This is a genomic window from Sphaerisporangium rufum, assembly GCF_016863395.1.
In the GTDB taxonomy this organism is placed as follows: Bacteria; Actinomycetota; Actinomycetes; order Streptosporangiales; family Streptosporangiaceae; genus Sphaerisporangium; species Sphaerisporangium rufum.
In genome coordinates this window covers 115236-136353 of sequence record NZ_BOOU01000059.1, presented here as the reverse complement: position 1 = coordinate 136353, position 21118 = coordinate 115236, and the positions used below count along the sequence as shown (strand labels likewise).

General features: G+C 72.9%; 22 protein-coding genes. 8 read left to right on the top strand and 14 right to left on the bottom strand.

The features are described from left to right. Positions 1–50 precede the first annotated feature (50 nt). A complete protein-coding gene (locus tag Sru01_RS22880; protein WP_203989690.1) occupies positions 51–1766 on the top strand; it encodes an FAD-dependent monooxygenase in 1716 nt (571 codons plus the stop codon). A 26-nt stretch (positions 1767–1792) separates the two neighbouring features. Then, complete coding sequence (locus Sru01_RS22875; RefSeq protein WP_203989689.1) at positions 1793–2491, top strand: DUF998 domain-containing protein; 699 nt, start codon at positions 1793–1795, stop codon at positions 2489–2491. On the opposite strand, the gene Sru01_RS22870 is transcribed toward Sru01_RS22875, so the two are convergent. From Sru01_RS22870 to Sru01_RS22835, 8 genes are all read right to left on the bottom strand, one after another. Continuing rightward, a complete protein-coding gene (locus tag Sru01_RS22870) occupies positions 2476–3114 on the bottom strand; it encodes a TetR/AcrR family transcriptional regulator (protein WP_203989688.1) in 639 nt (212 codons plus the stop codon). The genes Sru01_RS22875 and Sru01_RS22870 overlap by 16 nt on opposite strands. A gap of 42 nt (positions 3115–3156) precedes the next feature. Further along, positions 3157–3789 carry a DUF2306 domain-containing protein gene (locus Sru01_RS22865; RefSeq protein ID WP_203989687.1) on the bottom strand — a complete coding sequence of 211 codons (633 nt, stop codon included), beginning with the start codon at positions 3787–3789 and terminating at the stop codon, positions 3157–3159. 122 nt (positions 3790–3911) lie between these two features. Further along, entirely contained in the window at positions 3912–4280 is a 369-nt protein-coding gene (locus Sru01_RS36630; protein ID WP_373869536.1) for an NYN domain-containing protein, read from the bottom strand. A gap of 487 nt (positions 4281–4767) precedes the next feature. Beyond that, positions 4768–5196: a GNAT family N-acetyltransferase gene (locus tag Sru01_RS22855; protein WP_203989684.1), complete on the bottom strand. Its 429-nt coding sequence runs from the start codon at positions 5194–5196 to the stop codon at positions 4768–4770. Between the two features lie 75 nt (positions 5197–5271). Beyond that, positions 5272–5715: an MFS transporter gene (locus tag Sru01_RS22850; protein WP_203989682.1), complete on the bottom strand. Its 444-nt coding sequence runs from the start codon at positions 5713–5715 to the stop codon at positions 5272–5274. Continuing rightward, on the bottom strand, positions 5706–5891 hold the full coding sequence (locus tag Sru01_RS22845) for a DUF397 domain-containing protein (RefSeq protein WP_203989680.1): 186 nt from the start codon (positions 5889–5891) through the stop codon (positions 5706–5708). The genes Sru01_RS22850 and Sru01_RS22845 overlap by 10 nt, the downstream gene beginning before the upstream one ends. After that, on the bottom strand, positions 5888–6082 hold the full coding sequence (locus Sru01_RS22840; RefSeq protein WP_203989679.1) for a DUF397 domain-containing protein: 195 nt from the start codon (positions 6080–6082) through the stop codon (positions 5888–5890). Before Sru01_RS22840 ends, Sru01_RS22845 begins: the two co-directional genes overlap by 4 nt. A 12-nt stretch (positions 6083–6094) precedes the next feature. Continuing rightward, positions 6095–6931 (bottom strand): helix-turn-helix domain-containing protein, encoded by an 837-nt coding sequence (locus Sru01_RS22835; RefSeq protein WP_275412202.1) that lies wholly within the window; start codon positions 6929–6931, stop codon positions 6095–6097. A 400-nt stretch (positions 6932–7331) separates the two neighbouring features. On the opposite strand from Sru01_RS22835, the gene Sru01_RS22830 reads away from it, so the two are divergent. Together Sru01_RS22830 and Sru01_RS22825 are read left to right on the top strand one after the other, a co-directional pair. Beyond that, complete coding sequence (locus Sru01_RS22830; RefSeq protein ID WP_203989677.1) at positions 7332–7925, top strand: ATP-binding protein; 594 nt, start codon at positions 7332–7334, stop codon at positions 7923–7925. 26 nt (positions 7926–7951) lie between these two features. Beyond that, positions 7952–8377, top strand: coding sequence for a DUF4143 domain-containing protein (locus Sru01_RS22825; RefSeq protein WP_203989676.1), 426 nt, complete (start codon positions 7952–7954; stop codon positions 8375–8377). 18 nt (positions 8378–8395) lie between these two features. Here the strand turns inward: Sru01_RS22825 and Sru01_RS22820 are convergent, their stop codons facing one another. Then, positions 8396–10441: a HelD family protein gene (locus tag Sru01_RS22820; RefSeq protein WP_203989675.1), complete on the bottom strand. Its 2046-nt coding sequence runs from the start codon at positions 10439–10441 to the stop codon at positions 8396–8398. A gap of 266 nt (positions 10442–10707) precedes the next feature. On the opposite strand from Sru01_RS22820, the gene Sru01_RS22815 reads away from it, so the two are divergent. Continuing rightward, the gene (locus Sru01_RS22815) at positions 10708–11001 is read left to right on the top strand and encodes a hypothetical protein (RefSeq protein WP_203989673.1); all 294 of its coding nucleotides are present in this window, start codon (positions 10708–10710) and stop codon (positions 10999–11001) included. 243 nt (positions 11002–11244) lie between these two features. On the opposite strand, the gene Sru01_RS22810 is transcribed toward Sru01_RS22815, so the two are convergent. The 3 genes from Sru01_RS22810 to Sru01_RS22800 form a co-directional block, all read right to left on the bottom strand. After that, positions 11245–12891 (bottom strand): DNA repair helicase XPB, encoded by a 1647-nt coding sequence (locus Sru01_RS22810; RefSeq protein ID WP_203989672.1) that lies wholly within the window; start codon positions 12889–12891, stop codon positions 11245–11247. 103 nt (positions 12892–12994) lie between these two features. Next, positions 12995–13669 (bottom strand): hypothetical protein, encoded by a 675-nt coding sequence (locus Sru01_RS36310; protein ID WP_275412200.1) that lies wholly within the window; start codon positions 13667–13669, stop codon positions 12995–12997. Between the two features lie 91 nt (positions 13670–13760). Continuing rightward, positions 13761–16175: a helicase C-terminal domain-containing protein gene (locus Sru01_RS22800; RefSeq protein WP_203989671.1), complete on the bottom strand. Its 2415-nt coding sequence runs from the start codon at positions 16173–16175 to the stop codon at positions 13761–13763. A 172-nt stretch (positions 16176–16347) separates the two neighbouring features. Here Sru01_RS22800 and Sru01_RS22795 point away from each other — a divergent pair, with 172 nt between their 5' ends. Continuing rightward, the gene (locus Sru01_RS22795; protein ID WP_203989670.1) at positions 16348–17439 is read left to right on the top strand and encodes a hypothetical protein; all 1092 of its coding nucleotides are present in this window, start codon (positions 16348–16350) and stop codon (positions 17437–17439) included. Here the strand turns inward: Sru01_RS22795 and Sru01_RS22790 are convergent. Beyond that, complete coding sequence (locus Sru01_RS22790; protein ID WP_203989669.1) at positions 17387–18031, bottom strand: TetR/AcrR family transcriptional regulator; 645 nt, start codon at positions 18029–18031, stop codon at positions 17387–17389. The two genes, Sru01_RS22795 and Sru01_RS22790, sit on opposite strands and share 53 nt — an antisense overlap. Positions 18032–18354: 323 nt before the next feature. On the opposite strand from Sru01_RS22790, the gene Sru01_RS22785 reads away from it, so the two are divergent. Further along, positions 18355–18987, top strand: a complete 633-nt coding sequence (locus tag Sru01_RS22785; protein WP_203989668.1) for an HAD family hydrolase — start codon at positions 18355–18357, stop codon at positions 18985–18987. A 64-nt stretch (positions 18988–19051) separates the two neighbouring features. Then, entirely contained in the window at positions 19052–19450 is a 399-nt protein-coding gene (locus tag Sru01_RS22780) for a cold-shock protein (protein ID WP_203989667.1), read from the top strand. Positions 19451–19472: 22 nt separating this feature from the next. On the opposite strand, the gene Sru01_RS22775 is transcribed toward Sru01_RS22780, so the two are convergent. Further along, positions 19473–21110 (bottom strand): MFS transporter, encoded by a 1638-nt coding sequence (locus Sru01_RS22775; RefSeq protein WP_239137661.1) that lies wholly within the window; start codon positions 21108–21110, stop codon positions 19473–19475. Between the last annotated feature and the right edge of the window lie 8 nt (positions 21111–21118).

The following is a 21118-nucleotide window of genomic DNA, read 5'->3' as shown; positions in this document are numbered from 1 at the left end:
TACTGCTACAGTAATTTTATAGTGAGGGTAATTTAAGCTAGGGGGACCGGATGGCGTACGACGTCGACGTGGTGGTGGCGGGCGGCGGCCCGGTCGGCCTGATGCTGGCCGGGGAGCTGGCGCTGGGCGGGGTCTCGGTCCAGGTGCTGGAACGGCTGGCCGAGGTCGATCCGACGATGAAGGCCGGTTCGATGAACACGCCGGCCGTCGCGGCGCTGCACCGGCGGGGCATGCTGGCCGAGCTGGAGGAGGCGCAGCGGCAGAACCTGGCGCGCGCCGCGGAGTTCGCCCGGCAGCGCGCCGGGACGGCGCCGGGGGCCGGCGGCTCGGCGGGCCGGCGGACCCCGCCCCGTTTCGCGGGCCACTTCGCCGGAATCATGCTCGACGGCGGCCTGCTCGACGAGACCGACCCCGAACTGGCCGGCCACGGTCCGGCCGACCGGATCGGCTTGATCACCCAGCAGCAGGTGGAGGCCATGCTCGCCGGATGGGCGACCCGGCTCGGCGTCCGGATCCGCCGCGGCGTCGAGCTCACCGGCCTGGCCGCCGACGAAGACGGGGTCACCGTGACCACCGGCGAGGGCACCGTCCGGGCCCGCTGGCTGGCCGGCTGCGACGGGGGCCGCAGCGCGGTGCGCAAGCTCGCCGGCTTCGACTTCCCGGGAACCGACCCGGAGATCACCGCCTACCAGGCCATCGCCGAGATGGCCGGCACCGAGCGGCTCGGCACCGGCTGGCACGCCACCCCGACCGGCGTCTACGCGCACGGCCCGTTCCCCGGCCGCATCCTCACCGTGCAGTTCACCGGCCCGCGCGCCGAACGGGACACCCCGGTGACCGTCGAGGAACTGCAGGCGTCCATCCGGCACGTGACCGGGGCCGAGGTGACCGTCACCGGCATCACCAGCGCCACCCGGTTCACCGACAACGCCCGCCAGGCCACCACCTACCGGCACGGCCGGGTGCTGCTGGCCGGCGACGCGGCGCACGTCCACTCCCCGTTCGGCGGACAGGGCCTCAACCTCGGCATCGGCGACGCGGTCAACCTCGGCTGGAAGCTCGCCGCCACCATCCGCGGCTGGGCGCCGGACGGGCTGCTGGACACCTACACCACCGAGCGGCACCCGATCGGCGCCTGGGTGCTCGACTGGACCCGGGCCCAGATCGCGCTGATGCGCCCCGATCCGCGGGCCCGGGCGCTGCGCGGCATCGTGCAGGACCTGGCCGGGACGGTCGCCGGCACCACCTACCTCGTCAAGAAGATCTCCGGTACCTGGCAGCGCACCGACCTGCCGGGCGACCATCCGCTGATCGGCGCGGGCTCGCTGGACCTGGAGCTGTCCGACGGCTCCCGGCTGGCCGACCACCTGCACGACGGCCGCGCCCTGCTGCTGGACCCCTCCGGCGTGCTCGCCGAGGTGGCCGACGGCTACGGCGACCGGCTGACCATCGTCCCGCTCGGCTCGCCGGAGCGTCCGGCCCTGACCGGACTGCTGGTCCGCCCGGACGGCGTGGTCGCCTGGGCCGCCGACAAGGCGGCGCCGGACGAGGTCATCGGGGACGCCGCAGGTCCGGACCCGTCTCCCGGCCGGCCCGCCGGCGACGGGCCGGCCCAGGTCACTCCGGACACCACCGGTCCGGACCAGTCCGGCAACCGCGCCGATGCGGGCGGGCGGGCCGTCGATGACGGGCTGGACCCGCTCCGGGCGGCCCTCATCACCTGGCTCGGCACCCGATCCGCCGCCTCCGCCGCACCCGCCCGATGATGGAGCCGTCTGCCCGAGGAGGCACCATGCCGGACCCGTCCGCACGGACGTCCCCGCCCGCCGGTGACCCGGTGACCCGATCCCTGCTGCGGTGCGGGGTGATCGCCGGACCGCTGTTCGTGTCGGCGTTCCTGATCGAGGGCGCCACCCGGGCCGGGTACGACCCGATGCGGCACCCGATCAGCTCCCTCTCGCTGGGCCACCTGGGCTGGACCCAGGTGACCAACTTCCTGGCCGGCGGGCTGCTCACCCTCGGCTACGCCGCCGGGCTGCGCCGCGCGCTGCGGCCCGGCGCCGGTTCGTGGGGCATCCCGCTCACGGTGGCCGGTTACGCGGCCGGCCTGATCGGCGCCGGGTTGTTCACCACCGACCCGGTGGGCGACTACCCGCCCGGTGCGGCCCGCCCGCCCGGCGGCACGACGGCCGGGCAGCTGCACGACCTGCTCTCGTTGCTGGTGTTCCTCGGGCTGCCGGTGCTGTCCATCCTGCTCGCCCGCTGGTACGCCCGCCGGGGACGGCGCGGCCGGGCGGTGTACGCGGGCGTCTCCGGGGCCGCCTTCCTGGCCGCCTTCGCGGTGGCTGCCGGCGGCTTCGGCCAGGCCCCGGGGCTCGCGGCGGTCGGCGGGCTGTCCCAGCGGATCGCGCTGGTCATCGGCTGGACGCTGCTCGGCGTCCTCGCCCTCGACCTGCTGCGCGGCGGGAGCGCGGGTCAGCGGCGGCCGTAGTCGCCGATGCCCTGCTCCAGCAGGTCAAAGGCCAGCTCGGCCTGGGCGCGCAGGCTCGGGGCGATCTCGTCGGCGCCCTGGCCGGCGGTCTTGCGCCGGGTGATGTCCGCCTGCAGCCGCCGGGTCGCCGCGCAGATCTGCGCGGCGACCAGTGCCGGGCGCGGATCGTCGTCGTCCGCGCCGAGCTCCTCGGCCAGCGTGCGGGCCAGCAGCTCCTCGCGCCGCTCGGCCAGCTCGCGCATCCGCGCGCTGAGCGACGGGCTGTCGTCGATCAACCGGGTGATCACCTCGGCGCCGTCCGGTACGCCGCTGCGCCAGTGCCGCTGATCCAGGTCGGCCAGGTAGTCGCGGCGCAGCGCGGCCAGCACCGACTCGCCCGGCCGCCGCTCGCGGACCACCCGGCTCGGCCGGCCCACGAACTCGTCCTGCCGGTCCAGAAGGAGGTCCTCCTTAGTGCGGAAGTAGTTGAACACCGTGTTCACCGAGACGTCCGCCGCCCGGGCCACCTCGGCCACCGTCACCTTCTCGAACCCGTGGATCATGAACAGGCCGGTGGCGACGTCGGAGATCCGCTGCCGCGTCTCCCGCTTCTTGCGCTCCCGCAGCCCGACCTCGTCCGCCATGCCCCGATCCTAGGCGTCATCCGTGGTGAGGAGGGCCGGTGATCAGGGGCGGGCGGCCGCGGTGCGCCGCCGGATGATGCTCTCGGCCACGATCAGGTTGACGATCCACCCCAGCGTCTGGCCGATCGGGATCATCGAGGTCGCGGCCTCGCCGATCGACCCGGCCGCGAGCCCGCCGAGCGGGATCCGGACCAGCAGGGACAGCGGGACGATGACGCGCGCGGTGACCGCGAGGAAGGTCAGGGCGTAGTTGCGCGTCATCCAGTCCCGGTGGGCGGTGAAGTCGCCCCGGCGCGCCGCCCGGTACGCCAGCCCCGCCGTGACCAGCCACAACGCGGCGGCGGTGGTGAGACCGATCTGCGTCACCAGGCGGCCCGACCACATCGCGACCGGGATGGTGGCCACCGCGGACGGCAGGACCCCGGCGAGCAGGTAGACCCGGCCGATCGTCCGGTGGACGCGCCGGCGGGCCCGGACCTTCGGCACGAATTGCAACGGGCCGAGCACCAGCGCCACCGCGGCGGTCGCGATGTGACCGACCAGCACGTAGTAGTGCAGCCCGTTCCGGACCTGGAGCCGGCTGTCCTCGATGTCGAGGCTCAGGTACGGGTACACCAGCACCAGGGCGACGACGGTCGCGACGGTGAACATCAGCCAGGTCGTTCGTGGACGCATCCCTGAAAGCTCGCACGCCCCACCCCGACCGGCATCCGCCCCCCGGCGGCCGCCCCGGTACACCGACCGGAGTACGTCCGAGCAGTGTCAAGATACTGCTTCGTACCCGCCAGCCGAGATCATCAACGGCAGATGTTGTGAGCGATGGAGTCCAGATCGAAGGATCCCCAGCACGCCGCCTTGAGTTGATGCCCTTTGCCGGACCAGCCGGCATTGATGACCTTCAAGCCGCGCTCCTGCACGCGTTCGACCGCAGGGACGAAGTCGGCATCGCTCGTGACCAGGACGGCAACGTCATAAGCATCCTGCCAGGCCAGCGACAGCATGTCGGTAACGATCGCGGCATCGACGCCTTTCTCCAACCGCACTCGATAGGGCTGTGCACAAATCGGACAGGTCGTAGTCTTGGCGCCACAGTTTCGGCAATGTACCGATCTCGATTGTGACCTTCGCTCCCGGATGGAGACCCGCCAACTCGGTAGGCGCTCCATGGTCCCCGTAAGCCAGTGCCGTAGCCTGGTATCGGTGACTGGATCGACGGACGCGTAGAGCAGGGTCTCCTCCAGGTCGACCTGGTCACTCAGGTCGACCGACGAAAGCACCATGGCCGCCGCGGTTACTACTGCGGGCGGCAACGCCCGCCAATCGCACTGTTTCGGGTTCATGCTGGAGTTCCAGCTCAGCTGGAAGTTCCAGAAGTCAATGAAGATCCTGACTCGGCGCGTCACCCTGGACCCCTCGACATCGCGTCTAGCCGAAACGAATACGGGGAGCCCTAAGTCGGACTCCCCGGAGACGCAATGCGTGCGCGAGCGATGCCGCACACGGGGTTGTAATACATGCCAACCTATCTGACCCGCCGAACACTGTCAAGATTCGTCGCATCACGCTCCGTGGTGAAGAAGTCTCCCACCGAGGCTCTGACGGCGAGATGGATTTGCGGAACTTCCTCTGAAGGGCCGCAGATGAGGCGGCTGATCAGACCGTCAGGGGTTTGACCCAGCGGCCCCATTGGGGTTGGTAGGTGTAGCCGGCGGCGACCCAGGCGGGGTGGGCGATGGTGTTGTCGTGCAGGACCATGGCGTCCGCCCGAATCCCGCCCGCCTCGGTGAACCGCCGCTCGGCGGCGGCCAGCAAGGTCCGGGCGATGCCCTGGCGGCGGTGCGCCGGGTCGACGGCCAGCCGGTAGAGGTGGCAGCGCCAGCCGTCCCAGCCGGCGATCAGCGTGCCGACCAGCCGGCCGTCCAGCTCGGCGAGCATCAGCGCCTCGGGGTCCCGCTCGACCAGCCGGTACACCGCCGCCGCGCTGTCCTTGCGATCGGTGCCCTCGGCGGCGTGCCGCCAGAACGCCAGCACCTCCTCGACATCCCCCGCCGTCCCTGCCCGTACCCGCACCGATTCGCCCATGATCGGGAGGCTAGCAAGCCCGCTGGACGGGAGATGCGGCACGCGGTGGGAGCCGCGTTCCCGGGCGGCCGCGGATCAGCGGGCCCGGATGGGACGGCGCCGGAGCACGTTCGTCAGCACCGTTGCCGGCAGCATCGCCAGCACGGTCGCCGCGAACAGGGACCACAGGCCCGCGTGGAAGGCGGTCAACGGCGCCTGGTGTGCGGCCAGGCCCCGGCCGATCACGACGACGGTGATCGCGGTGCCGATCGAACCACCGATGCGCTGCACCGCGTTGAGCTGCGGCGTCGCATCGGCCAGCTGGTCGGGTGAGATCGTGGCGTAGGCGGCGGCCACCGCGGGCATGAGGCTGAGGCCCAGGCCGAGCCCGAGCAGGGTGATCACGACCTCGACCGCGACCAGGCCGGTGTGCGCGTCCATCAGCGCCAGCGGCACGATGGCGATCGCGGTGATCGAGAGCCCGGCCACGCTGACGACGCCACCGCCGAACCGGTCGGTCAGCCGGCCGGTCAACGGCATCGTGACGGCCGCGCCGACCCCGCCGGGACGCACAGCATCGGCCCGCCCGAGTCCTTGCTGTCCCGCACCCCCCGCTCCGGTGCCACCGAAGAACCGCCCACCTCCACGCAGTTGTCATTGGCTCCGCTGTGGGTGCTCTTGCGCCAGGTAGTCGTGACTAGGTCTGTGGCGCTCACCGCAGTGCCTCGTGTTTGAGACCGTTGATGAACGCATTCCAGCCGTCTGACGACACCTGAATCGCTGATACGCCGCGAACCTTGCTGTCCCGGACCGCTCTGCCTCCATCGGAGGCCACTGCCACTTCCACGCAGTTGTCATCCGTACCGCTGTGGATGCTCTTCCGCCAGGTCAACTTGGTCCAATCCATGGTTCGGTCACCTCACTCGTGGGCGATCAGTGCTGCCATGTGCCTCGTAGTCTCCTCCGGAGACAGCGCCAATGTCGATACATGCGTGAAAATGAGCCCATATTTATGGCACTCTTCCGGTCGTTCCAGCCAGTGAGTTTCGGTAGCCGTTGCCATATAGATCAGGCTCGGATCACCTGGGAAGTTCAGAATCAGGAACGGAGGGCTGGTTAGTGCCGAGTGTGCACCAATGCTGTTTGGAATTACCTGGATAGTGATGTTAGGGCGCGCGGCCATTGTGATGAGATGCTGTATTTGTTCCCTCATCACTGCCCGACCGCCAATGTTCTTCAGTAGAGCGGCCTCATCGATCAGTGCCACCAGTGATGGAGGTTCTTTGCGATCAAGAATTTTCTGCCGAGTGCGACGCGCCTCTACGTGACGCTCCACCGTTGAGGGAGCGATTACCTGGCCTCCGCGGAACACCGCAGCCGTATATCCGGCGACCTGCAGGAGCCCTGGTATGAGTAGGGATTCGTACGTTCGGATCAGTGAAGCGCCGGCCTCGAAGGCTGGCAGATTGCTGCGAAAGACATCCTTATAGTCGGCCCACCAGCCTCGTTGGCGCGACTCTCGGGCAAGCGTGAGCAGTGCTTCACGTCTACTCTGCTGTGTCACAGCGTAGAGATCGAGCAACAGTCGAATGTCGTGAACATTGGGTAGTTTCCATTCGTTTCGTTCGATCCTAGTGATTTTGCTGGCCGGCCACTCAAGACTTTTGGCGGCTTCGGTAGAGGTCATACCTCTTTCCTCGCGTAGCTGGCGAAGTGCGGCAGATAGCTGACGTCGTTTGAGAGCCGGGCTATGCACAGAAATCGCCTCTTTTGTCGCTATTTTGGTGACTGTTTTGGCGTAAAACGGAACTTTAAGAGTATTCCGATTCGGGTATTGCATTGAATTTCGTTCGGTCTCATGATGATGAGACCGAAGTTGCTCTACCGGAATTCGGTGGGCCGGCAAAGCCTTGAGGGCGCGTAGGGGTGGGGGCCCAGTGCAGCACCATAGTGGAAATTCTCGCCTCACAGACAGGCGTTCGACCAGAGGTCGTCACAGACGCGGTGTAGTTATTCCAGCTTTTTGTCGCAATTGCTGGGATATAAACGAAAAATTCGCTGCCGAGCGAATCAATCAGGCAGAGCCGGGTTGGTTGGTTTGGTATGGGGTGGGGGCGCGGCGGTTCTACGCGGCCGCGTGCGGGACGCCTCGTCCGGTGCTCCTGGAGGCGCGTACCGCCGAAGAACTGCCGGTTCTCCTCCGGGAGGCCGAGGCGTCGATGCGCCGAGCCGAACCGGCCGCCGCCGGGCCGTCCGTACGTGCGCGCGGCGGGGCCGCGCACGCCCTGCCGGAAGAGGCGATCATGAACGTGGACGCGGGCGGCCTGCGGGCCGTCGCCTGGGAGCTGCCCGGTGACCTGGCCGTCGTCGGCAAGGCCCGCCGGCTCGCCGGGGAGATGCTGCGGCTCTGGCAGTTGGACCACCTCGCCGACGACGCGACGCTCGCCATCGGCGAACTGCTGGCGAACGCGGTCACCTACGGCGCGCCGCCGATCCGGCTGTCGCTGTGGGCGTCCGCCGACCGGCTGTGCGTCCGGGTGACCGACCACGGCCAGGGCCGGCCGCGCCGCCTCGATCTCGGCCCCGAAGCCGTGCACGGCCGGGGCCTGGCGATCGTCGCCGGACTGGCCACCGGCTGGGGCGTCACGCCGCACGCCGATTCCCAGGGCAAGACGGTCTGGGCGTGCTGGACGCTCGGCCGGCCGGCACCCGCCCGCCACGTTCCCCGGCCTCCGGATCCACGACATTGAGGCGGCCAGGGAGCCTTCGAACCTTCATGCCGCGGGACCAGGTGGCCGCGGTGTTCGCCGGGGCACCCGTGGTGGATGACCGGAGATTCCGGACCTTCGTGTACACCGAGCTGCTGAAGGCGGGGTCCTCGGCCGAGACGGTCGTCTCCCTCCAGCACTTCCGTGAGCGTGACGACCGGGAGATCGACTTCATTTTGGAGACACGGGACGGCCGGATCGTGGCGATCGAGGTGAAGGCCAGCTCGTCTCCGCCGCGGGACGCCACCCGGCAGTTGCGCCGGCTTCGCGACAAGCTCGGCGACCGGTTCGTGCACGGTGTCCTGCTGTATCTGGGTGAGCACACCTTGTCGCACGGGGACCGGATCACCGCGGTCCCGATCTCCGCGCTGTGGGGACACGCCGGACTCGCGCGCGGTGCGGCGACGGCGCCAGGAGCGGGCGAGCCGGAATGACCGGCCCGCCCGCCTGGATCAGGTGAGTTCGGCGGGGAGGGGGTGGGTGTGCAGGACGGTGAGGGTGGTGACGGCGCGGGTGAGGACGACGTAGAGGCGGGCCAGGCCGCGGTCCTCGGCGGCGACGATGGCGGCCGGTTCGGCGACGACCACGTGGTCGTACTCCAGACCCTTCGCCAGGGTGGCCGGGATGACCGAGACGCGGTGCCCGCCGGTGGAGTCCGGGCCGAGCACGTCGTGCGGGACGCCGTCATCGGCGAGCGCGGCGGCCAGCGCGGGGACGGCGGCGTCGGCGGCGATCAGGCCCACCGAGCCCTCCCGGGCGGTCACCTCGCGGACGGCCGCGATCACCTCGGCCGCCAGGTCGCCGGTCCGGCGCACCGTCAGCGAGCCGGCGCCGGGGCGCAGGGACCGCGGGGCGGCCAGCCCGGGCGCGATGGACGGCAGCAGCCGGGCGGCGAAGTCGAGCACCTCGCGCGGCACCCGGAAACCCATGGTCAGCTCGGTGACCGACCCGTCGGCCAGGCCGAGATGCGTCAGCACCTCCTCCCACGAGCGGGCCGACCACGGGGTGGTGCCCTGGGCCAGGTCGCCGAGCACGGTGGCCGAGCCGGTCCGGCAGCGGCGGCCGAGCGCGCGCAGCTGCATGGCGGACAGGTCCTGCGCCTCGTCCACCACGATGTGGCCGAGGGTGGCCGGGCGTTCGATGAGGGCGGCCAGCTCGTCCAGCAGCGCGGCGTCGGCGGCCGACCAGCGCGCCGACTTCCACGACCGGGGCGGCTTCGGCCAGCGCAGGGTGTCCTGCTCGGCGGCGGTCAGGTCGTCGCGGGCGGCCCGGGCCAGGAAGTCGCCGCCGGACAGCAGCCGGAACAGCACCTGCTCGGGGGTCACCTTGGGCCACACCTGGTCCAGTAGCTGCTTGACCGGCCGGGACCGGGCCACCGCGTCCTGCACGCGGTCGTCGGGCGACTCGCCGCGCTGCTCCATCCGGACCAGGACGGCGTGCGCCAGCCGCTGGGCCAGCGCCGCGCGGCCGGGGCCGTACCGGGTGGTGCCGCGCAGCGAGGCGACGATCTCGCGGACCTCGTGGTCGGGGACGCGGAAGCGGTTGACGCCCCGGGTGATCAGCAACCCTTCCTCGGGCTTGCTGATGTGCGCCCACAGCGCGCGGCGCAGCACCGGAGCCAGCCGGGCGTCGCCCTTGATCGCGGCGACCGCGGGCGGCTCGGCGGCCGCGTGGCCGCCGAGGATGCCGCCGACGGTGGTCTGGTCGACCTTGACCTCGCCGAGCGCCGGGAGCACCGAGGAGATGTAGGACAGGAACGCCCGGTTCGGCCCGACGATCATGACGCCGGACCGGGACAGCTTCTCGCGGTGCGTGAAGAGCAGGTACGCCGCCCGGTGCAGGCCGACGGCGGTCTTCCCGGTGCCCGGGGCGCCCTGGACGCACACGGTGTGCTCCAGGCCGGCCCGGACGATCTCGTCCTGGTCGGGCTGGATGGTGGCCACGATGTCGCGCATCGGCCCGGTGCGCGGCCGCTCGATCTCCGCGGTGAGGATCTTCGACTCCTGCGGGGCGGCCCCCTGGCCGAGGTCCTCGTCCTCGTAGGCGGTCAGCTCGCCGCCGTGAAAGCCGAAGCGGCGGCGGCGGCGCACGTTCATCGGGTCGGACGGCCGGGCCTGGTAGAAGGCGCGGGACACCGGCGCGCGCCAGTCGATCACCAGCGGGCGGCTGCCGTCGTCGTGCACGTGGCGGCGGCCGACGTGGATGGTGACCGGCAGGTCGTCGCGGTCCTCGCGGTCGAGCCGGCCGAAGAACAGCGGGGTGTCGGGGTGGTCGGCGAGCGCGGCCACCCGCTGGTCGAGCAGGCCCTGCAGGACCTGCTGGGAGACCCAGTCGCCGGCGGCGTCGGCCGACAGCGAGGCGGCGTGCTCGCGCATCGCCCGCAGCGCGGCGCGGGCGGCGGCGAGGTGCGCGCGCTCGGCGCTCAGCACCTGGGCGGGATCGGCGGGGTCGGCGTGATCGCCGCCGGGTATGTCGGGGGCCAGTTGGTGTCCGGGCATGCTGACGCGCTCCTTGCGACGGTGGTGGACGGCCGGTGGACGGTGTGGACGGCCGGTGGACGGTGTGGACGGACGGTGGTGGACAAAGGCAGCGAACCCACGAGCCTATATGCTCGCCGGAGGCGGCCGCGGTCTCGTCCGCCAGGTGCGAGCTGGTGCGGCATTATCGGTCCGGCGTTTGCCGGTTCATGACCCGTGGGTAGGCCATCAAGGTGACGACGCGCGATTCGGCGGCGATGTCGCCAATGTCCCCACTTATCCCTGCGATGGCCAATCTGCTGCTCGGCGGGGTGTGGACGCTGTCCGTCTTCGCGGGCTGGGGGCTGGCCGCGTTCTGTGGCGCCGACGAATCGCCGGACGCGTGCATCGGCCGGCTCACGGTGGTCTCCACGCTGTCCGGAGCGTGTGCGCTGGTAGGGGCTATTGGCACCCTTGCCGGACTACTCCCGCCGATTATGCGTAGATATCCGGAAAAGTCGCTCCGGCTGTTGGGCGTCGCCATCGCCGCCTGGCTGATCGCGCTCGCCGTCCTTTACGTGGGCGGCCTTGTCGGCCGGTGACCTGCCCGGCACGCTACGTCAGCCGCCCCTAAAATACCGAAAAAGCGGGACAAAGCTTGTGATTTGGTTAGATCATAGGGTATGTCGCACTTGGCGTGCCGGAAGCCAATGGGCGAGGGGGTGATGCGGTTGTCCAGGACGCAGGGTATTTCATGGACCTGAATTCATTTCCGGTGGCCCCATTCCCGGGCCATCAGGGCCGGATCCGGCGGGACGGCGGCGTGCCGCGCGGCGACGGCGATCTCAATCGCCGGCGAGCACGTCGTCCGCGTCGATGATCTGGTAGGCGTACCCCTGCTCGGCGAGGAACCGCTGCCGGTGCGCCGCGAAGTCCTGGTCGACCGTGTCCCTGCTGACCACCGAGTAGAACCGCGCGCCGCCGCCGCCGGACTTCGGGCGGAGCACCCGGCCGAGCCGCTGCGCCTCCTCCTGCCGTGACCCGAAGGTGCCGGACACCTGGATGGCCACCGACGCCTCGGGCAGGTCGATGGAGAAGTTGGCGACCTTGGACACCACCAGCACCTGGATCTCCTTGTCGCGGAACGCCTGGAACAGCCGCTCGCGCTCCTTCACCCGCGTCTCACCCTTGATCACCGGGGCGCCCAGGTGCTCGGCCAGCTCGTCCAGCTGGTCGATGTACTGTCCGATGACCAGCACCTGCTCGCCCGCGTGCCGGCGGACCAGCGTCTCGGTCACCCGGGTCTTGGACGGCGTGGTCGCGCAGAAGCGGTACCGCTCGTCGCTCTCGGCCATGGCGTAGGCCAGCCGCTCCTGCTCGGTGAGCGTCACCCGCACCTCGACGCAGTCGGCGGGCGCGATCCAGCCCTGGTTCTCCATCTCCTTCCACGGCGCGTCGTACCGCTTGGGGCCGATCAGCGAGAAGACGTCCCCCTCGCGGCCGTCCTCGCGGACCAGCGTCGCGGTCAGCCCGATCCGCCGGCGGGCCTGCAGGTCGGCGGTCATCCGGAAGATCGGCGCGGGCAGCAGGTGCACCTCGTCGTACACCACCAGGCCCCAGTCGCGCGCGTCGAACAGCTCCAGATGCCGGTAGACGCCCTGCCGCCGGGTGGTCATCACCTGGTAGGTGGCGATGGTGACCGGGCGGATCTCCTTCTTGGTGCCGGTGTACTCGCCGATCTCGTCCTCGGTCAGCGAGGTGCGCTTGATCAGCTCCTGCTTCCACTGGTGCGCCGAGACGGTGTTGGTGACCAGGATCAGGGTGGTCGCGCCGGCCCTGGCCATCGCCGCCGCGCCGACGATGGTCTTGCCGGCGCCGCACGGCAGCACGACGACGCCCGAGCCGCCGTGCCAGAACGCGTCCGCGGCCTCCCGCTGGTAGGGCCGCAGCGTCCAGCCGGCCTCGCGCAGGCTGATCGGGTGCTGCTCGCCGTCGACGTACCCGGCCAGGTCCTCGGCCGGCCAGCCGAGTTTGAGCAGCGCCTGCTTGATGTTGCCGCGCTCGCTCGGGTGCACGGCCACCGCGTCCTCGCCGATGCGCTGCCCGAGCATCGGCTGGATCTTCCGCGCGCGCAGCACCTCCTCCAGCACCGCCCGGTCGGTGCTGGTGAGGGTGAGCCCGTGGTGGTCGCTCTTCTCCAGCCGCAGCCGGCCGTAGCGGGACATCGTCTCGGCGACGTCCACCAGCAGCGCGTGCGGGACCGGATAGCGGCTGAAGGAGATCAGCGCGTCGATCACCTGCTCGGCGTCGTGCCCGGCGGCGCGCGCGTTCCACAGCGCGAGCGGCGTCACCCGGTAGGTGTGGACGTGCTCGGGGGCGCGTTCGAGCTCGGCGAACGGGGCGATCGCCTTGCGGCAGTCGTCCGCCCTCGGATGCTCCACCTCGAGCAGCAGGGTCTTGTCCGACTGGACGATCAGCGGGCCATCAGACACGGGTTCTTCTCCTGGATCGGCTGCGGGCACCGCGCCGGCGGCCCCGTCCGCTCATCAAACAAGAGTGCGCGCCGGATCAATCCCGCCTCACCGGTGACTTGACCTAGTCGAGGTAGCCGTTCACCCCCAGAAAGATCATCGTGCCGACCCCGATGATCACCAGTCCCACGTTGATGCCGATGGAGATCCACGTCCATTTGAGAAGATTGCGGGCCTTGTCAGGCTCGGTGTCCACCTTGCCGAGCGCGACGCCGGACAGGATCGCCCCGGCGATGCCGCCCAGCGACACGTAGCAGCTCAGCGCCAGGACGATGCTGATCACCAGTGCGACGATCGCGTGAGTACGGGGCCCGTCGCCGGCCGGCCGCGCCGGGTAGCCGTAGGGGGACGGCGCGCCGTAGCCGGCGGGCTGCCCGTAACCCGGCTGCCCGTAGCCGTGCTGCCCCTGACCCGGCTGCGCGTACTCCTGGCCGTACCCGTCGGCCCCCTGGCCCTGCCCGTAACCCTGCTGCCCGTAGCCCTGCTGCTCGTAGCCCTGCTGGGCGTAGGGCCCCTGGTCCTGGCCCGGCGCGCCGTAGCCCTGCTGCCCGTACGCCTGGTCGCCGGACGGCTGCCCGTACGCCTGGCCGCCGGACGGCTGCCCGTACGCCTGCCCGCCGGACGGCTGCCCGTACGCCTGCCCGTTGGCCGGCTGCCCGTACGGCGCGTCCTGCGGGGCGTACGGAGTCTGCCAGTCGTGCGGGTTCTGGCCGGGGGATTCTGGAGTGCCGCTGCTCACTGTCTCTCGCTTCTCTGGCTCTGCCGGGACCGACCACACTTACCACGCCATCGGCGGAATGTGCCCGGCATATCAGACATAGGTTGACCTGTCACTGCAGGTCGGCCACGCCGGTGATCCGGTGCAGCGCGAAACGGTGCACCGCCGCCCGAGTCTCGTCGTACGCCGTCAGGTAACCGCCCTCCATCCGGGCGGGTTCGAGGATGCGGCTGGTGGCGTGCCCCTGGGAGTCCAGATAGCCGATCCACACCCGCGCGCCCTGCCGGATCGCCTCGCGCAGCGCGGTGATCGTCCCGGTCGACGGGGAGCGCGGCACCTGCCCGTCCGGCGCCGGCACCGGATGCCGGCGCGCCCGGTGCGCCTCGTCGCCCGCCCGGATCGCACGGACCGCCGCCGCGACCATCTCCGGATCCGGCCCGGAGACGGTGCCCGCCGGCCGCGGCATCGGCTGCCGCTCGGTGCGCCGCGAGTCGGCGCGGGTCACCATCACGTCGCCCTCGATGGACTCGGCCACCGGCGAATAGCCCAGCGAGCGCAGCGTGTCGACCACCGTGGGCCGGGAGGCGCGCGAGACCACCACGGTCGGCGCCAGCCGGCGCAGCCGCAGCGGGACCGCCCGCCGGTCGGCCATCACCTCGTCCAGCACGGCCGGATCGTCGCACCGGACGTACGCGCCGGCCGACCCGACGCGCAGCCGGCCGTGCCGGCGGGCCACGTCGGCCACCAGGTAGCGCAGCGGCTGCGGGACCGGTGTCGCGGAATGCCGTTCCAGCATGGCCACCAGCTCGTCGGCGCCCACCCCGGCGTCCAGCGCCCGCCGGATCGAGGACTCCCCGAAGCGGTAGACGGTGGCGCCGCCGGTGGACTCCACGTCGGCGGCCAGCGCCAGCCGCCGGCCGAGATCGCTGGTCAGCGGGCCGGGAGCCACCGCGGTGAGATCCGCCTGGAGCACCACATGGTCCACCGGCTCGGGCAGCAGCGGGGCCAGCGCCTCGGCCGCCGCCGCGTCCTTGCCGGGCAGCAGCGCGCGGCCGAAGGTGGACAGCACGCCGAGCCCGGTCACCCCGAGCTGCTCGGCCTCGCGCAGCGTGAAGCCGGCCAGCCGGTCGCGGTCGGCGCCGCGGCGCCGCGGCTGCTCGAAGGCCAGCCGCTCGCGGACCGAATCGGCCGACGGGGCCAGCCCGGGCCCGGCGGCCAGCACCGCCAGGGTCCGTGCCCGCACCTCGGCGGCGGCCGGCCGGCGCAGCTCGGGATGCAGCGCGTTCAGCAGCCGGTCCCGGTCGTCGCGCTCGCCGGCCAGGCCGGGCACCCGGTCGCCGGCCAGCCAGGCCGCGGCCAGCGCCGCCCAGCGGTCCTCGGTGGCCCGGACCCGCCAGGCGTCGTAGGCGGTGGTCGGCAGCCACTCGCCGTCCACCGGCGCGCTCGCGGCGATCAGCCCGGCGGCGTACGCCACCTCGACGGCGAGCGCCGCGACCCACTCGGGCAGGTCGAGCAGGGTCGCGGTGCGTTTCAGGTCCCGCACCGCCAGCCCGCCGGTGCGCAGCGTGCCGGGCGGGTCCACCCCCCAGCGCTCGCAGAGCTCCTCGACGGTCCGGACGAAGGTGAACGCCTGGCCGGCGGCCGTCCGGTCGGCCAGCGCCGGGTCGCGCGCGGTGCCGGCCGGTGCCGGGGGACAGGGGGACAGATCGCGGTGCACCCGGCCGCCGCGCAGCGCGAGCCCCACCTCGCGCGGCAGCACCACGCTCTCCTCGCCGGTGGCGGCCAGCAGGCCACGGGCCAGCAGCTGCTCGACCGGTGACCGGGTGGCCTCCAGGCCGACCTCGCGCCGGGCGTTGGGCAGCCGGCCGGCGGGCGGGCCCCACGCCAGCTCCTCCAGGGCGGCGCGGGCCTGCGGCCCGACGCCGTCCAGCAGGCGGGGCACCACCCCTTCGGCGGCCAGCAGCCGGCCGAGCCGCTCGGCCGCGCCGCCCGTCCGGTCGCCGCCGCCCGGCAGGCCGGCCGCCACGTCCCCGCCGGCCGGGCCGACCGCGTCCAGCAGCGCCGCCAGCCGCTCGGGCGGATGGTCGCGGAACGCCTCGGCGGCCGGCGGGCCGAGACCGGCCGGGAACTCCGACACGTCGCGCACCCCGGGCGCCGGTCGCAGCGCGTCGTCCGGCCCGTACACCAGCGCCAGCCCGCGCAGCCGCTCGACCGTCTCGCGCAGCGGGGCGTCCAGCGCGGGCTCCTGGCCGGCCGCCACCGACCGGGCCAGGGCGGCGCGCAGCGCGTCGTAGCCAAGGCCGGGTCCGTCGTCACCGGTGATCACCAGCAGCGTCTCGACGACCGCCAGGGCGAACCGGTCCAGCCGGTCCAGGGCCCGCCCGGTCGCCGACGGGCTGGTGGCCCGGATGGCCAGGCCGTCGACGTGCGCCGGGACCGGGGTGACCAGCTCGGGCCGGGCCGCCACCAGCTCGCGCAGCCGCTCGTCGGGGCGGGCGCGCAGCCAGTCGGCGAAGTCGGTGTTCATGGTCTGCCGCCCGGCCCCCTGTCGCCCTCGCCACCCGGCCCCGCCGCGCGGAGCCGTCCCGTCCATCGTAAGAGCCGCCACGCCCTGGCCCGGCAGGCGATCGATCGCGCGGCCGGATGCCCGTTCGGTGGAAAGGAGGCGTGCGGCGGCGGCCTCGGGCAGTATGGCGAGAGTGATCGAGCGCGCCGACCAGCTCGTCCTGGAGTACGTCAGCAAGGTGGCGGACGCCGCCCACGGCGTGCTGCGCCCCGAGCAGCGCCTCGACTTCGTGCGGCGGCTGCGCGCCCGCATCGAGCAGGAGCGGCGGGGCAGCGACGACCCGGTGAAGGTCCGCAAGGTGATCGCCCGGTTCGGCGACCCGGCGGAGCTGCTGCGCCGCGAGCTGCGGCGGCTGGCGGAGGAGGGCCGGCCCGTCCCGGCGCCCGGCGTGCGGACGCCGCCGCGCACGCCCTTCGGACCGGTCACCCGGCGCCCCGCCGCGTCCCCGCCGTCCGGGGTCCGGCCGCGTCCCGCCGGGCCCTTGCCGGGGGCCGGGCCGCGGGCCTCCGCGGGCGGGAACCGGGCGTGGCGGAGCGCCGGCCCCGCGCCGCCGGACGAGTTCGGCGACTCGGCCACCGAGGTGATGCCCGCGATCACCGGCGACGACCCGCCCACCGCGGCGGGCCCGCCCGTCCGGCCCGGCACCGGCGGGCCCGCCCCCGGGGCCGGTGACCCGGGTGCCGGCGCGGCCCGGCCGGGCGCCGGGGCCGGACGTCCGGGGGCCGGCGGGCCGGGCGGGCGAAGTGCCCCGGCCGGCGGACCCGCCGGTCGGCCATGGCGCGTCCCGCCCGTCGCGGCCGGCCACGACCTCGCGCGGGTGCTGCGCGGCCGGCGTCGCGAGATGCTCGGCCTGGCCCTGCTGGCGCTGGCCGCCGCGCTGATCCCGTTCCCGCTGCCGTACGTCGCGATCTTCCCGGTGCCGCTGCTCGTCTGGGCCCTCGCCTCGGTCGTCGTGCTGTCGTGCGGCGGCTGGTCGTACGCCGGGCGGGTGAGCGCCGTCCTCGCGCCGGTGGTGGCCTACGCGGCCGGCGGCGCCGCGCTCGGCGTGGTGCGGGCGCCGGACGCGCCCGGCACCGGCCTGACGGCGTTCGCCAACGCGTACTTCGACGTCAGCGGCACCATGTTCGTGCTGGGCACGGTGGCCGGGGTGCTGTGGCTGGGCTACCGGCTGGTCAGCCCGCCACCTCCGCCACCGCGGCGCCGGACGCCGGGCTCGGCGCGCTGAGCAGCCCGAGCGACAGCCGCACCCAGGAGGCGACGAACCGCTCGCGCTCCGCCCGTCCCGGCGGCTCGCCCACGGTGTCCTGGAACAGGCGGTAATGCACCACCGCGCCGCCGAGCACCGCGCCCACCGCCGGCCAGTCCACGTCGGCGCCGGCGTACTCGGGTTGGGCCCGGAACCAGGTCGTGATCGCGTCGAACATCGGCTGCAGCAGGCCGTCGCGCACGATGGCGACCAGCTCGGGGAACTGGCTGAGGTCGCGGAAGAACACGCGCATCAGCTCGCTCTCCTCCCGAGCCTTGGCGAGCCCGATACGGCACATGAGCGCCAGCCGCTCCTCCAGCGGGACCGTGGTGGCGACAGTGCTCGCCTCGGCCAGCCCTTCGGTGATCTGGGTGCGGGTGCGGGCCGCGTGCTCGTGCGTCGCGGCGGCCAGCACCTCGTACTTCGACCGGAAATGCCGGTAGAGGCCACCGGCGCCGGGGGAGAGCCCGGCGGCGGCCTCGATCTCGGCGACCGAGGTGGCGGCGTAGCCCCGCTCGGCGAACAGCCGGAGGGACTCGGCGACGATCCGTTCGCGCGTCGATCTGCTCATGGGTCCCTGATTACCTCCGCCGCGACTTCATGGTGCCGGAGGGCGCCGGACGGGACGTCGCGGCCGCCGGGGACCGCTCCGGTCGCTCGGGCCACCGCGGCGCTCGCCGGGCCTCGATGGGGTTCGATGGGGCTTGCCGGGGCTGGACGGGTGGGCTTTAGGGGGGTCGGGCCGGCCGGGGACCGCGCCGCCGCGAGCCCGCTGCTCGGCGGGCCGCGGCGACCACGCCGGGGGCCGGCGATGAGCAAGTCCTTCCTGCCCGCCAAGGTTCTCATAACCGCTGAGTGCGCGCACGGTGGCGTTGAGTTTGGCATGCTTCTAGGGTGCATTCGGTAGGATTCGATCTTGATCTCACGCTCGCGGACACCCGGGCGGGAATCGCCGCGACCTATGACGAGCTGTCGCGGCGCCTCGGCGTGGCGATCGACAGCGCCGTGGTGGTCGGCCGGCTCGGGCCGCCGCTGGAGCAGGAGCTGACCTGCTGGCTGCCGCCCGAGGACATCCCGGCCGCCGCCGCCCTCTACCGCTCCCTCAGCCCGCGCATCGCCGTGCCGATGACGACGCTCATGGCCGGCGCCGCCGAGGCGCTGGCCGAGGTCCGGCGGTACGGCGGGCGGGTCATCGTGGTCACCGGCAAGCATCCCGCCACCGCCCGCCAGACGCTGGACTTCCTCGGACTGGAGGTGGACGAGGTGGTGGGGTCGGTGTTCGGCGCGGCCAAGGGCACGGCCATCGCCGGCTTCGGCGCCGCGGTCTACGTCGGCGACCACGTGGGCGACATCGAGGCGGCGCGGGCCGGGCGCGCGGTGAGCGTCTCGGTGGCCACCGGCCCCTTCACCGAGCAGGCGCTGCGCGACTACGGCGCCGATGTCGTGCTGCCGGATCTGACGGGGTTCGCGGCCTGGTTCAAGGTGTGGCGGCTCGCGGAAATCGGGGCCGTTTCGACGGTCATGTAGCGCTCCGCGGGGGCATAACCTTTATCCATTCACCATTCATGACGGTCTGAACGAGGTCACCCCTGTGCCCACTGGCAAGGTCAAGTGGTACGACGCTGACAAGGGCTTCGGCTTCCTCACCCGCGACGACGGCGGCGAGGTCTTCGTCCATTCCTCAGCGGTTCCCAAGAGCGTCGAAGTGCTGAAGCCGGGCCAGAAGGTCGAGTTCGGCGTGGCCGAGGGCCGCCGTGGCCAGCAGGCGCTCTCCGTCCGCGTGCTGGAGCAACCACCGGTGCTGGGCAAGGCGCCGAAGATCAAGGGCAAGCGCAAGAAGCCCGACGAGCTCGTGGTCATCGTCGAAGACCTGATCAAGCTCCTCGACGACGTGTCCAATTACTACCAGCGCGGCAAGCACCCCGAGCCCGCGCACGCCAAGAAGATCGCCACCGTGCTGCGCGCGGTCGCCGACGACCTCGACGCCTGATCCGCGGCCGGTCCGGGCGGCGTCAGCCGTGCGGGTCGGTCAGCGGCCGCGTCCCCGCCGGGCCGGCCGGTCCCGGCGGGAGCGCCGCGTCCGGCGGTCCGGGGGCGCGCGGAGTCTCCGAGTCAGGCGGGACGGGCCCGCCGCGCGGCGCCTCCCGTTCCCGGCGGACGCGCTCGGCCAGGGCGCGCGAGCGCCGGTGGCGGGCGAGACCCAGCCAGGCCAGCGCGGCCGCCAGCGCCGCGGTCATCACCCAGAGCCCGGCCGGCCCGGCCGACCGGCCGGGCACCAGCGACAGCGCCAGCCCGGCGAGCCCGCCCGCGACCCAGGCGACCTGAAGCAGCGCCTCCACCACGCCGAAGGTGGAGGAACGCACCTCCTCGCCGATCTCGCGCTGCACGATCGCGTCCAGCGCCAGCTTGCCCACCTCCAGGGCCAGCCCGGCGACCAGCGCGAGGGCGAGGGCGGTCCACAGCGAGAAGAACACCGCGCCGGCCGCCGCCGTCAGCGTGGTGAGGCCGAGCGCCAGCAGCACGATCAGCTGGGGGGAGTGGCCGCGCACCCAGGACGCCACCGCCGCGCCGGCCAGGCCGCCCGTCCCGGCGGCCGCGGCGAGCATCGCCAGCACCGCCTCGTGCGGCAGGCCGCGCCCGGGCAGGTGTCCCTCCCGCACCAGGAACAGCAGGAAGAACACCAGGAACCCCGACAGCACCCGGACGGCGGCGTTCGCCCGGACGGCCTCGCCGACCACCGGCCCGACGCTGAGCAGCGTCCGCCACCGGCGGGGTGCCCGTGACCGGCCCGGCCGCGGCTCCCCGGCGGCCGCCCCGGCCTCGGCACCCGCGGGATCCCCGGTGGCGGCGCCCGCGAGGTACAGATCGTCGGCTTCGAGGTCCAGGTCCGGCGCGTCCACGTGGCGCGGCAGCCGGACGGCGGCCACCCCGGCCGCGATGAAGACGGCGGTGGTGCCGCGCAGCACCCACTCGGCGCCGAGCCAGACGGCCAGCCCGGCCGCCACCGGGGCCACCAGGGCGGCCGACACCAGTGCGAACAGCGCCACCCGGGCGTTGGCCGCCACCAGTGTGATGTCGGCGGGCAGCACGCTCGGCATCGTCGCGGCCCGGGAGACGTTGTAGGCCTTGGACAGCACCAGCACCGCCAGCGCGGCCGGGAACAGCGTCACCGCGTCCGCCGGGACGACCGCCGCCGCCAGCGCCCAGCACAGCAGGCCGCGGGCGAACAGCGTGCCGGCCATGACGTAGCGGCGGCCGGAGCGGAACCGGTCCAGCGCCGGCCCGACGAACGGGGCGAGCACGCTGAACGGCACCGTCGTGATCAGCAGGTAGAGCGCCACCTGCCCGCGCGCCTGGTCGACCGGCAGGCCGAAGAGCAGCGTGCCGGCCAGGCAGACGGTGACCAGCGCGTCGCCGGCGCTGTGCGCGGCGGTGAGCTCGATCAGCCGGCCCAGCCCGGTGCGGCCGGCGCCCTGGGCGTGGGTGAGCCTGCGGGTGGCGTGCCGCACGCCGCGCCCGGCGCGCGCCACGCCGCCGGCGGTGCCCCGGCCCGCGCCCGCCGTGGCGCGGGCCGCCGCCCGCCCGGCGCGCGCGGCACCGCGGCCGGCGCCCGCCGCCGCCGCGCCCGCCCGGGCCAGCGCCTCCCGCACCCGATCCC